This window comes from Marinibacterium profundimaris (assembly GCF_002210095.1).
GTDB lineage: Bacteria > Pseudomonadota > Alphaproteobacteria > Rhodobacterales > Rhodobacteraceae > Marinibacterium > Marinibacterium profundimaris.
The window spans coordinates 46,420-59,151 of record NZ_AQQR01000016.1 but is presented as its reverse complement, the minus strand read 5'-3'; the positions used below and the strand labels follow the sequence as shown (position 1 = coordinate 59,151).

Here is a 12,732-nt window from a genome sequence, read left to right as displayed (position 1 = left end):
ATCTAACGGGCGTTCGATTGTTCTCGCAATGGATTTAGGTTCCGATGAGACTGAGGGCGCTGGACCCGGAGGTTAGGGCTTGACGACCGAGAAATGACAATCTGGGAGACTACCGAGTGAAGATAACAGACGGGCCGCTGAGCGATCTCAGGGTGATTGAAATGGGGCATGTGATTGCCGCGCCGATGTGCGGCGCTCTGCTCTCCGATTTCGGCGCCGATGTGATCAAGATCGAACGGCCGGGGCAGGGCGACATGCTGCGGGTTCTGAGCGCGCGCGCCAAGGATGGCGTCGGTGTGTGGTGGAAGACGCTGGCCCGAAACAAGCGACTGGTTGCCTTGGACTGGAAAACCGAAGACGGCCGCGAGGTTCTGCGCCGCTTGGTCGAAAACGCGCAGGTTCTTATCGAAAACTTCCGCCCCGGCGTGCTTGAAAGGGCGGGATTGGCGCCAGAGGTTCTGCATGGCTGGAATCCCGATCTGGTGATCGTGCGGATCTCGGGCTATGGCCAGACCGGGCCGCGTTCCTCGTGGCCGGGTTTCGGTCGGGCCGGCGAGGCCATGAGCGGACTGGCGCACATCACCGGCTTTGCCGACAACGCGCCGATGCACCCCGGCTTTCCCGCCGCGGATTCGACCACCGGCCTGATGGCGGCCTACGGCGCGATGATGGCGCTTCATGCGGTGCAGAACGGCAGCGCCAGGGGCCAGGTGGTGGACCTGGCCATCTTCGAGCCGCTGTTGCGCCTGATCGACTATCACGTTCCGACGCGAACCGGCGCGGGGCTACCGGTTGACCGAAACGGACTTCAGGCACCCAATTCCTACGCCCCGGCGGGGGTGTTTCGCGCCAGGGACGGGAAATGGGTCACAATCAGCGCAGGGAGTGCGGCGACCGGGCGGCGGCTTCTGGAAGCCGCGGGCGGAAAGGAATGGGCGGAACAGCCGCAATTCCAAAGCCTCGATGGCTTCGCGGAGCACATGGACGAGATTGTGGACCGTCTCGGCGCATTTGTGGCACAGCATGACGCGCAGAAGGCGATTGACATCTTCCAGGCCCACGATGCCGTGGCGGCGATGGTCTATGACGTCGATGACATCCTTGCCGATCCGCAGATCGCCGCGCGCGGCGACATCGTCGGGGTCGAGGGCGACGACACCAAGGTCGTCGGACCCGTGCCAAAGCTGGACAAGACGCCGGGACGGCTGCGCTGGCTCGGGCGCAGAGAGCTGGGCGCCGACAGCCGCGCAGTGCTGGAAGAGCTCGGATACGACGCCGGGAAGATCGACAAGCTCACCGAAAACGGCACTGTAGCCGAACCGAAACGCTGAGAGCGGACTGCGAGATTTGAGGAGAACACCATGACCTATCAGATGACATCCGATCAGCAGGGAATCCGCAATGCCGTCCTGCGGATTTGCGAAGAGTTCGACGACGAGTTCTGGCTGAACCGGGATCGCGAAGGCGGCTTCCCGCACGAATTGCACCAGAAGCTGGCCCGCGATGGCTGGCTGGGAATCGCCATCCCCGAAGCCTACGGCGGCGCCGGACTTGGCATTGTCGACGCTGCGATCATGATGCAGGCGATCGCAGAGTCCGGGGGCGGCAACAGCGCCGCCTCGGCGATCCATATGAACATCTTCGGCCTGAATCCGGTCGTCAAGTTCGGCACTGAGGACCAGAAGAAGACCTATCTTCCGCCACTGGTGGCCGGCGAGCAACGGGCCTGTTTCGGTGTCACCGAACCGACGACCGGCCTCGACACGACCAAGCTGAAAACCCGCGCCGTGCGTCAGGGCGACCGCTATGTCGTACATGGGCAGAAGGTCTGGATTTCGACCGCCCAGGTGGCCGACAAGATCCTGCTTCTGGCGCGCACCACCCCGCTTGAAGAGGTCAAAAAACCGACCGAAGGCCTGAGCCTGTTCTACACCGATCTTGATCGGACGTTCGTGACGGTGCGCGAGATCGAGAAGATGGGTCGCAAGTGCGTCGATTCAAACGAGCTGTTCATCGACGGGCTGCCGATCCCGGCCGAAGATCTGATCGGCGAGGAAGGTCAGGGCTTTCGCCAGATCTTGCACGGGCTGAATCCCGAAAGGGTGCTTGTCGCCGCCGAAGCGGTGGGCATCGGGCGCAACGCGCTTCGGCGTGCGGCGGATTACGCCAATGAGCGTGTCGTCTTTGGCAGGCCGATCGGACAGAACCAGGGTGTGCAGCACCCGCTGGCCGCCTGCTGGGCCGAGCTGGAAGCCGCCAACCTCATGGCGATGAACGCCGGCGCGCTTTACGATGCCGGCAAGCCCTGCGGAAACGAAGCCAACGCAGGCAAATACCTGGCGGGCGAAGCGGCGGTGAAGGCGACGCAGACCGCGCAGCTTACCTTCGGCGGTTTCGGCTATGCCAAGGAATACCATGTCGAGCGGCTTGTGCGGGAAGCCATCCTGTTCCGCATCGCGCCGGTCACCCCGCAACTGGTGCTGTCGTTCATCGCGGAACATGCGCTCGGCCTGCCGAAATCCTACTAGTTTAGAGTATCAAAGGAAGACCCATGCGAATTGACGGAATGGATGCCATTTTCGCCCCTCGTTCTGTTGCCGTGATCGGCGCGTCGAGTGACCCCAAGCGCATCGGCGGACGGCCGGTGGATTTTCTGATACGTCACGGGTTCGACGGCCCGATCCTGCCGATAAATCCGAAGTCGCCCGAGGTGCAGGGTTTGACGGCCTATCCGTCGATCTCCGAGGCCCCGACGACCCCGGATCTGGCGGTGATCGCGTTGCCCGCGCCGTTGGCGGTTCAAGCGGTCGAGCAATGCGCGGCCCGCGGCGTGCGGGGGGCGGTGATCTTCAGCTCGGGGTTTTCCGAGGTTGATGCCGAAGGCACCGCGCTTCAGGCGCGCATGGTGGATATCGCGCGCGAAGGGGGTATGCGGCTTGTCGGGCCGAACTGCCTTGGCATCGCCAATGTGCGCCACAATCTTTACGCCACCTTCACACCGGGGGTCGAAAAGCACCTGCCCAAGCCTGGCGGCGTGTCGATCGTCAGCCAGAGCGGCGCCTTCGGGTCGTATTGCATGACGCTGGTCAGGATGCGCGGACTTGGTGTGAACCTCTGGGCGACGACGGGCAATTCCTGCGACGTCGATTTCGCCGATGCGGTGGCCTATTGCGCGCAGGATGACGAAACCCGCGTAATCATGGGATACCTCGAAGGCGCGACCGACCGCGACAGGCTGGTCGAGGCCCTTGAACTGGCGCGCGCACGCGAAAAGCCGGTGGTCATGATGAAGGTCGGCCGCAGCGCGGTCGGTGCCGAGGCCGCGCAATCGCATACCGCCTCGCTGGCGGGGTCCGACGCGGTCTATGACTCGGCCTTTCGGCAATACGGCGTCTACCGGGCGCAATCGGTCGACGAAATGTTCGATGTGACCTATGCCTGCGCCGAATCCGGTTCGATGATGCAGGGTGACCGGCTGGGTCTTGTGACGGTGTCCGGCGGCGTCGGGGTGCTGATGGCCGACGAAGCCGAGAAACTGAAACTGGATGTGCCCGCGCTTCCCGATCACGCGCAGAAAAAACTAAAAGAGGTGCTGCCTTTCGCAGGTGTCCGAAACCCGGTCGATGTGACGGCGCAGCTGGTCAACCAGATCGACCTGCTGGAAACCAACATGGATGTGTTGTTTGGCGACGGCGAAATCGACGGAGCCATCATCTTCATGTCCACGGTCGGTCTTGTCGCCGACCTGAACGAAGCCATCCGGACCGGGCTGGAGCGCATCCGCGAGAAGTTTCCTGGCCGGCCGATGCTGTTCTGTTCGCTGACCGAACCCGAGGGTCGTGCCGCATATGAAAAGTCGGGGTTCATCGTGTTCGAGGAACCGACACGCGCGGTCCGTGCGATGGCCGCATTGCGCTATTTCGCCAGGTCCTTCGCGCGGGCCGGCGAACATGACCCGATACCCGAACTGTCCGACCTGTCGCCGTTGCCGGACGGCATGGTGAACGAGATCGAGGCCAAGGCGCTGCTTGCCGAGGCCGGCATCGGGATCGTGCGCGAAACCCTGGCCAGGACTCCGGAGGCGGCAGCCGAGGCGGCGCAGGAGATGGGCTTTCCGATCGTGTTGAAGATCGCCTCGCCCGACATCCTGCATAAATCCGATATCGGTGGCGTGGCGCTGAACCTGCGCTCGGTCGAAGAGGTCCGCTCAGCCGGAGCGCGCATTCTGGAACTGGCGTCCGAGAAAGCGCCCGATGCGCGAATCGACGGTCTGGTCGTGGCGGAACAGGCAGCACCTGGGCTGGAGGCCATACTGGGTGTGACCCAGGATCCGGCGTTCGGCCCGGTGGTCATGTTCGGTCTGGGCGGCGTGCTGGTCGAGGCGCTGGGAGACGTGTCCTTCCGGGTTGCTCCTTTCGGTCCCGCCGAAGCGCGCCGCATGATCGACGAAATCCACGGTCGAAAACTGCTGGACGCATTCCGGGGGGCGCCCGAACGCGACATCGGCGCGCTCGCCGACGCCCTTGCGCGCCTGTCGGCCTTTGCCGCCTATCACGGGGCAGCGCTTGAGACCATTGATGTGAACCCGTTGATCGTCGGGCCCAGTGGCCAGGGCGCCGTGGCCGCTGATGGCGTCATCATCCCCACAAAGCGAGGCGGCCACTGACAAACGAGCCCGAAATGTTCCCGACCCCCTGAGAGTATGCGGCGAGCCTTCTACGATTTTCTAACAGTTGACAGAAACCGCATACGCGATCATTCTTATATCGGAATGCTGTTCATATAATAGTATGCTGGGAGATGATCATGGAGGACGCGCATCAGGCGCTGGCGAAGACCGGCGGGGACCACGTCGTGAAATCAGTCGCCCGCACCTGTGAAACGTTGGTATATTTCGACGAGGTGCGACGGCCGCTAACGGTCGTGGAAGTATCCAAGAAGCTGGGGTATCCGCAATCGAGTACCTCGGCGCTCTTGAAGAGCATGGTCAGCCTCGGCTTCCTGACGCACGATGCCCGAAACAAGAACTACTTCCCCACTGAGCGCGTCCCTCTTCTGGGCTCATGGATGAACCCGGATCTGTTCGGCGAAGGCATCATCCAGCGGCTGCTCAAGGCGATCGCGCAACGGACGCAGCATGTCGTTGTCCTGGGAACAAAGAACGGTGACGAAGCTGAGTATGTCCAAGTAATCCGTCCGAAGAAGTCGCCGATCCACCACATTTCACTCGGCACGCGACGTCCGCTGGGGACTTCGGGGGTGGGGCGGGTTCTGATGAGCCGCTTCAGCGATGAAGAAGTGTGCCGCCTGTTACGAAAGATCAATGCCTATCGTGCGCCCGACAAACCGGCGGTGGACGTGAAGGCCTTCGTCGCCTCGTTGACCGAGACCCGTGCCAAGGGGTACTATCTTTCAACCGATCAAGTCGTCAAAGGCGCCGGATTGATCTCCATGCCCTTTCCCAGCCACCAGAGTTCCCGCCTTTTTGCCGTCGGGGTTGGTGCCCCAACGGATGTCATCCAGCGATCCGAGAACGAGATTGTTAGGATCATGCGTGAAGAAATTGTTCGGCATCTGGGAAAGAAAGGTCATGATCCTAGAGTCTGTTGAACATCGGGATCCCCACCCGTCGTGATTTTTTTGCCCCCCCTGGCAAAAGAGTAGGTTCTGACCCTGGTCAGAATCGGTAGCCCACTGGCGTTGGCTTTTTGCAAAGTCAGGGTAAATTGACGGCAGCGGGTTGCAGTGGTCCCATGAGGCAGGCACCGGCCTTTTCGCGCGAGCGCGTCGTCTTCGGTCGTCCGATCAGTCAGAACCAGTCTATCCAGCATCCGCTCGCTTCGGTGTGGATGCGTCTTCAGTTCCGCCGCGCTTTACGTTCAGGGCAGGCCCTGCGGGCTCCGGGCCAATACCGCGCGCACCCTCGCAGGATCGGCAGCCTACGAAGCGGCGTTCCGGGCGGTGCGCACCCATGGCGGCTTTGGCTTCGCGCGGGAATTTCACGTCGAGCGGTATTTCCGAGAAAGCGTGCTGCACTTCATCGCGCCGGTCAGCGAGGAACTGATCCTCTCTTACGTGGCCGAGAAAGCGCCGGGGATGTCCAAGTCCTGCTGACCCTTGATTGGCGCGTGGCTGTCGCTGCGGCTTCGGTTAGCGCAATAGCATATATGTGCGATCTGGTGACCGCATCGGAGTGGGCACCGCTTCCGCATTGACCGGGCCGCGTGCCGTGTGGTTGCGTCGAACCAGGAAGGCCGACCTACGGACGGGCCACGAAACGGTCCATGAGGCACCCGCCGAAACGCTACGAGAGGGGCCGGGTTCGGGAAGCGTCGGCCGACGCAGGGAGGGAGAATTACGATGACCGTATTGAACGGACTGGATCGGCTTGCCGCAGGCGCGGCGCTGATAATTGCGGGTGCGCTGGCGCCGCAGGTGGCCTTGGCCGAGACGACCCTCAAGGTGGCGGACACTTTTCCGCCGGGCCACTACATCGTCGAAACCGGCACCGAATACTGGATGGAGCGGGTGACCGAACTGACCGACGGTGAGGTCAAGTTCCAGTATTTCGGCGCCGGGCAGATGGGCTCGCTTCGCGACATGTTCTCGATGGTGCAATCGGGCGTGGTGGACATAGGCTATGTTCCACCGGCCTATAACGGAGGCACGATGCCGCTGGCCGGTGTGCACACGCTGCCGGGTCTGTTCTCGCAAAGTACGGTCGGCACGCCGGCTTTCTACGATACGGTGGCTCTGTTGCACAAATCCCGTGTGGGATTCATCTCATGAATCCAGCGTGGTAGCTGGGATGCATGAGCAGCCCCACACCCCCGACATACAAGACCAGGAACTGGCCAGCCTACAATGAAGCGCTCAAGCGCCGGGGCTCGCTGACGATCTGGTTCGATCCCGAGATGAGCTGGGAGGCCGTGCCGACAGGCAGGCGTGGCCGCCAGCAGAGCTACAGCGATGCCGCCATACAGACGTGCCTCTCGATGAAGGTGCTGTTCGGCATGGCGCTCCGACAGACGACCGGGTTCGTCGAAAGTCTGCTGCGGCTGGTTGGCCTCGACTGGACGGTGCCCAACTTCAGCACGCTGTCGCGCCGCCAGAAGACGCTGGCCGTCAATATCCCGTATCGCGGCTCCAAGGGGCCGTTGCACCTGCTGATCGACAGCACCGGCATCAAGGTCGAGGGCGAAGGCGAATGGCACGCCCGCAAGCATGGCGGTCCCAAACGGCGCGTCTGGCGCAAGATCCATCTCGGGATTGATGAGGAAACACTGGAGGTCCGCGCAGTCGAGATCACCGGGAGCCACATCGGCGATGCGCCGGTGCTACCTGACCTGCTCAACCAGATCCCGGCTCACGAGCAGATCGGCAGCGTCACCGCCGACGGTGCCTACGACACACGTAAATGCCACGACGCCATTGCCGACCGCGGCGCCCATGCCGTCATCCCGCCCCGCAAGAACGCGAAGCCCTGGAAGACCATCACCGCCGGAGCCGTGGCGCGAAACGAGGCCCTGCGCGCGGCGAAATACCTGGGCCGCGCGCTCTGGCGACGATGGAGCGGATACCACCGACGAAGCCGCGTTGAGACAAAGATGCACTGTGTGAAGTTGCTGGGGCAGCGCCTTATGGCGCGGGACTTCGACCGTCAGGTCGCTGAACTCCAGGTCCGCATCGCCGTCCTGAACGGATACACCGCGCTCGGCATACCCGTCACGGAAGCTGTGGGATAAGTCCGTCCGGGGAAAGGGGAACCTCGGCCATCACCCGATTTGCGCAACAGAGTCACCTGGCGGCCATCCTGATAGGTCACCGCGATTTCAAGGTCGGTCTGTGCATCACCGCCATAAATCGCATCGACAAGTTTCGCATATCGCTCTTCCAGAAAGGTCCGCCGCAGTTTCCGGCTGCGGGTCAACTCGCCTTCGTCCGGGTCGAGTTCCTTTGGGAAGTTCGCAAACCGTGCCACGCGCGAACCGTCGGGCAAAAGCTCATTGATGCGCGCTACTTCGCCTTTGATAAGGTCCAGAATTTCTGGTTTCTGCGAGAGATCGGTATAGGTCGAGAAATTAATCTTGTTCTCTTCAGCCCAACGGCCGAGAACTTCCATATCTATATTGATAAGCGCGCTGACGAAGTTCCGGCGTTCGTCGCCCAATGTCATGAGGTCCTTGACGAAGGGGCTATACCGCAACCGCGTTTCGATGAATTGCGGCGGATAGCTGTGACCGTTTGCCAGGCGGCGCATGTCCTTGACACGGTCAAAGAACAAGAGTTCGCCATCGTCGGTCATCGACACCGCGTCACCGGTTTTGTACCAACCGTCTTCGGTCAGCTCCTCGGCGGTCTTCTCGGGCTTGCCGTGATAGCCACCGAAGCCTGATCCGCCACGTACCTGTAGCTCCCCGTCGTCCGAAACCCTGTATTCCAGCGGTTCGCCGTAGTTCTTGTTGCTTTGCATCCAACTGCCGCTGGTTTCCAGCTGATAGCTTTCGCCGACATGCGCGGTCAGAAGGCCGATTTCGGTCGCGCCATACACGTTGCGCAGTTTGACGCCCATGGCGTGGAACATACGAAAAACGTCTGGCGCCATCAGGGCGCCGCCGCTCATTGCATTTTTGGCCTTACCAAGGCCAAGATTGTCGCGCAGGTGATGCAGCACGAGCGCCTCGGCGAAGGGAAGCTGCAGGCGCTTTGCAAGGCTGGGCTTTCGCCCTTCCAGCCGTTCGACATGAACGGCGCAGCCGACCTCCATCCCCCAATTGTACATCGCCGTACGGATCTTGCCCGCACCCAGCATTCGGGCCTGCACGATGGAGGCAAGATTTTCCCACTGGCGCGGACTGAACACCAGAGCGTCAACCGCCAGTTCGCGAATGTTGGTCAGTACGTCTTCAGGGCCTTCAGGGAAATTGACGACCATGGGCGCAATCAAACCGATCGACAGGCCGAATATCTGCTCTGTTACCCAGGCAGGCGAAATGTAGGTCAGGTATTCGGTGCCGGGCGCGATTTCTATTGCCCCCATCACCCGCGAGCAGTTGTCGAACAGGTAGCGATGGCTGATGACAACGCCCTTGGGTTTTCCCGTGGTCCCCGAGGTATAGGACAGCAAGGCGGTATCGTCCGCCCGTCCACGTTTTACGTGTTTTTCAAATCTGGCGGGTTCCTTGGCGTGGATCTGACGCCCTGCCGCGCTCACACTTTCAAACGAATGCAAAAGGGGATGATCATAGCCCCATAGACCGGAGTCATCCCAGTAAACGATCGCCAGGGCGCCCGAGTACTTGCCCGCGATCTCGATGCATTTATCGACCTGCTCCTGATCCTGCGCCAGAAAAATCCGCGTTTGCGAGTCTTCGGCCAGATACAGAATTTCTTCGGCGTTTTGATCCGGATAGACAGACAGGACTTTGCCGCCTAACGACTGGACGGCGTATTCAGCCCAGAAATGTTCGGGTTCGTTTTCGCCGATCGTCATGACGGATTCGCCAGCCGACAAGCCCAGGTTCTCCAACCCGAGAGCCAGGGCACGAACCCTGTCAAGAACATCCGCCCAGGTGAATTCTCGCCAGATGCCCAGGCGCTTGTGCCGTTCGGCGAGATTGGTCGGCGTGGATGTCGCTCGCGCGAGCAAAACCTGCGGCAGGGTTTCGCTATGTGTCACCGCCGGGTCCGAAAAGGCCATTGCTGTCCGTTGTTTAGCCATTTCGCTACCCCAGATACGCCTTGATCACAGCCGGGTCGTTCTGGATTTCTTCCGGGGTGCCTTCGGCGATGACCCGCCCGAAATCAAGCACCACGATCCGGTCGGCAAGGTCCATCACGACGCCCATGTCGTGTTCGACCAGAACCACTGGAATCTTGCGTGCCTCGCGCACATCGAGAATGAAGCGCGCCAGGTCTTCTTTCTCTTCCGAGTTCATGCCGGCCATCGGTTCATCCATCAGGAGGATCGATGGTTCCTGCGCCAATGCACGGCCCAGATCGACACGCTTTCGCAACCCATATCCCAACGTCCCCACGGGCCGGTTGCGAATTGCCTCAATCTCTAGAAAGTCGATAATCTCTTCTGCGGCTTCTCGATGTTCCGTTTCTTCGCGCATCACGGGACCGAACTGGAAAAAGGCCTGGATCACATTCGATTTCATCAGCATGTGACGACCGATCATGATGTTTTCTACCACGGTCTGCCCGGCAAAAAGATGGGTGCCCTGAAACGTCCGCGCCAGACCGCGTCGCGCGATCTGGTCAACACGCAGGCCGGTCACGTCCTGCCCGGACAATTCGACACGGCCCTGCTGTGGACGATAGAAGCCCGCGGTAACGTTCAGAAGTGATGTTTTTCCGGCACCATTCGGGCCGATGATTGCAAGCAATTCATCGTCGGCCACGGAGATGCTCACATCGTCGAGCGCCGTCACGCCGCCAAATTTCAAAGTTGCACCACGCACCGCAAGCGGTGACGATACGTGCCCGTTATTCGTGGTCATGTTACAATCCGTGCTTTCCCCAACACCTCATGGAGGCACGCATAGCCTGACCGCACGGTTTTCCGTTGGTTACGAGTTTTCCTCGCATTGTTCCTCCTCCCACCTCTTAATTCAGAGGTTTGCCTGGTCTATTTACCAAGTCTCTCCGCACAGCCTAACAGATGTTAGAAAAATTGGTCAACAACTGAATCCGCTACCAAAGGAAACCGATCAGACAGCCGCGTACTCTGCGGAAAAGCTTCGAAGACCGTTTTGATCCTGACACCAGACTGTCCCGGAGGTGCCGGTCTCTTCATTGTGCAGTTGCAATTCGCAGGGCAGGGTGAGTGGCGCGAGGCCGCGGAACGAAAACCGGTGGGGCGATGTCTTCAACGCATCCGCCGCCAGATTCAGAAGCAGCGTGGCCTGCAATGGACCATGCACAACAAGTCCGGAATAGGCTTCGGTTTCGGTGGCGTAGACGTAATCATAGTGAATGCGATGGGCATTGAACGTCAGCGCCGAATAGCGAAACAGAAGAACAGGATCCGGTGTCAGCGTCGATCTAAGCGTGGTGGGGTCACCCGCGTCAGCTGCGCTCTCGCCCGTGCGGGGGGTGGAAATCTCACGATAAACGATCGATTGCTGCTCCCGGATACAAAGCCGTTCGCCACTCAGATACTCGTGCTCGACGGTCACAAAAACCAATGGGCCACTGCGGCCCTGCTTGGCCGTTATGTCCCCGATCACCGAGCGGCGGGTGATGGTTTCGCCGGTCTTCAGCGGCGCGATATGCGTAACATCGCCGCCCGCCCACATGCGGGCGGGCAGCGGAACTGGGGGCAGAAATCCACCCCTCGCGGCATGGCCGTCTGCTGAAAGGGCGGCAGCTGGCACGGTATCAAGGGCAATGCACCAATGAATTCCCAGCGGGACATCGCCTGATCCGTCCCAAAGATGCGGACCGAGCGTGGCGCGGAATTTGTCGATCAGCCCCTGCGTCAGAACATCTTCCTTGGTCTCGGTGCGTCCCAGCCAGGGCGCCAGCGCGTCAAGGTCGATCTCACCCATAACCCTGGCCTTCAGAACGATCTTGGCATGCCGAGGATATGTTCTCCGACATATGACAGGATCAGGTTGGTCGAGATCGGGGCGACCTGATAGAGGCGCGCCTCGCGGAACTTGCGCTCGACATCGTATTCCCGTGCGAAACCGAAGCCGCCATGGGTCTGGATGCAGGCATTGGCCGCTTCCCAGCTGGCCTCCGAAGCCAGCAGCTTGGCCATATTCGCCTGTGCTCCGCAATCCAGCCCAGCATCGAACCGCCTGCAGGCTTCAAAGCGCATCAGATTGGCGGCCTCGATGTTCACATAGGACCTGGCGATAGGGAATTGCACGCCCTGGTTCTGGCCGATGGGACGGTCAAAGACCATGCGGTCGCCGGCATAGATGCGGGCCTTGTCAACGAACCAGTATCCATCACCGATACATTCCGCCGCAATCAGGGTCCGTTCGGCATTCAGCCCGTCAAGAATATGGTAAAATCCGCGCCCCTCGGTCCCAATCAGGTTCTCGGCGGGGATTTCCAAGTTGTCGAAAAACACTTCATTGGTTTCGTGGCCGGGCATATTGGCGATGGGGCGGACCTCCATCCCGTTGCCGATGGCCTCTTTCAGTTCGACCATAAAGATCGACAGGCCCTGCGACTTTTTCGTGACCTCGTTCAACGGCGTGGTGCGTGCCAGCAGGATCATCAGGTCAGAATGCTGGATACGGCTGATCCAGACCTTCTGGCCATTGATCTCATACCGGTCACCCTTCTTGACCGCGGTGGTCTTCAGTTTGGTGGTGTCGGTCCCGGTTGTCGGTTCGGTCACGGCCATGGATTGCAGGCGCAACGCGCCGCTGGCGATGCCGGGCAGGTATGTCTGCTTTTGCTCATCCGAACCATGTCGCAGAAGCGTGCCCATGTTATACATCTGCCCGTGGCAATGGCCCGCGTTTCCGCCGCAGCGGTTCACCTCCTCCATGATGATCGAGGCTTCCGTCAGGCCCAGACCCGAGCCGCCGTATTCCTCGGGGATCATTGCGGCAAGCCAGCCCTCGCGGGTCAGCGCATCGACGAATTCCTCGGGGTAGGTTTCGTTTTCGCCGAACCTGCGATGATATTCTGGCGGAAACTGCGCGCAAAGTGCGCGCAAGGCATCGCGCAGATCGGTATGAGTGTCTGGGACTGACGTCTGCATCG

The 12,732-nt window shown here is 60.8% G+C and carries 10 protein-coding genes and 1 pseudogene; 7 read left to right on the top strand and 4 right to left on the bottom strand.

The window, feature by feature from the left end:
* Positions 1–116: 116 nt before the first annotated feature.
* The 7 genes and pseudogenes from ATO3_RS22610 to ATO3_RS22580 all read left to right on the top strand — a co-directional run bounded on the left by ATO3_RS22610 (position 117) and on the right by ATO3_RS22580 (position 7,745).
* Positions 117–1,331, top strand: a complete 1,215-nt coding sequence (locus ATO3_RS22610) for a CaiB/BaiF CoA transferase family protein (RefSeq protein ID WP_088652169.1) — start codon at positions 117–119, stop codon at positions 1,329–1,331.
* Positions 1,332–1,361: 30 nt separating this feature from the next.
* A complete protein-coding gene (locus tag ATO3_RS22605) occupies positions 1,362–2,528 on the top strand; it encodes an acyl-CoA dehydrogenase family protein (protein WP_088652168.1) in 1,167 nt (388 codons plus the stop codon).
* Between the two features lie 23 nt (positions 2,529–2,551).
* Positions 2,552–4,666 carry an acetate--CoA ligase family protein gene (locus tag ATO3_RS22600; RefSeq protein ID WP_233152274.1) on the top strand — a complete coding sequence of 705 codons (2,115 nt, stop codon included), beginning with the start codon at positions 2,552–2,554 and terminating at the stop codon, positions 4,664–4,666.
* Positions 4,667–4,806: 140 nt separating this feature from the next.
* Positions 4,807–5,610, top strand: a complete 804-nt coding sequence (locus ATO3_RS22595) for an IclR family transcriptional regulator (protein WP_088652190.1) — start codon at positions 4,807–4,809, stop codon at positions 5,608–5,610.
* A 143-nt stretch (positions 5,611–5,753) separates the two neighbouring features.
* A pseudogene (locus ATO3_RS22590) lies at positions 5,754–6,114 on the top strand (acyl-CoA dehydrogenase family protein).
* A 246-nt stretch (positions 6,115–6,360) separates the two neighbouring features.
* On the top strand, positions 6,361–6,789 hold the full coding sequence (locus ATO3_RS22585) for a type 2 periplasmic-binding domain-containing protein (protein WP_088652166.1): 429 nt from the start codon (positions 6,361–6,363) through the stop codon (positions 6,787–6,789).
* Positions 6,790–6,812: 23 nt separating this feature from the next.
* Positions 6,813–7,745 carry an IS5 family transposase gene (locus tag ATO3_RS22580; RefSeq protein WP_088652165.1) on the top strand — a complete coding sequence of 311 codons (933 nt, stop codon included), beginning with the start codon at positions 6,813–6,815 and terminating at the stop codon, positions 7,743–7,745.
* On the opposite strand, the gene ATO3_RS22575 is transcribed toward ATO3_RS22580, so the two are convergent.
* The 4 genes from ATO3_RS22575 to ATO3_RS22560 form a co-directional block, all read right to left on the bottom strand.
* Positions 7,661–9,721, bottom strand: a complete 2,061-nt coding sequence (locus tag ATO3_RS22575; protein WP_233152273.1) for an AMP-binding protein — start codon at positions 9,719–9,721, stop codon at positions 7,661–7,663. The genes ATO3_RS22580 and ATO3_RS22575 overlap by 85 nt on opposite strands.
* Positions 9,722–9,725: 4 nt before the next feature.
* Positions 9,726–10,505: an ABC transporter ATP-binding protein gene (locus ATO3_RS22570; protein WP_088652164.1), complete on the bottom strand. Its 780-nt coding sequence runs from the start codon at positions 10,503–10,505 to the stop codon at positions 9,726–9,728.
* A 210-nt stretch (positions 10,506–10,715) separates the two neighbouring features.
* The gene (locus tag ATO3_RS22565) at positions 10,716–11,555 is read right to left on the bottom strand and encodes an FAS1-like dehydratase domain-containing protein (protein ID WP_028093896.1); all 840 of its coding nucleotides are present in this window, start codon (positions 11,553–11,555) and stop codon (positions 10,716–10,718) included.
* Between the two features lie 11 nt (positions 11,556–11,566).
* On the bottom strand, positions 11,567–12,730 hold the full coding sequence (locus ATO3_RS22560) for an acyl-CoA dehydrogenase family protein (protein ID WP_088652163.1): 1,164 nt from the start codon (positions 12,728–12,730) through the stop codon (positions 11,567–11,569).
* Positions 12,731–12,732 lie beyond the last annotated feature (2 nt).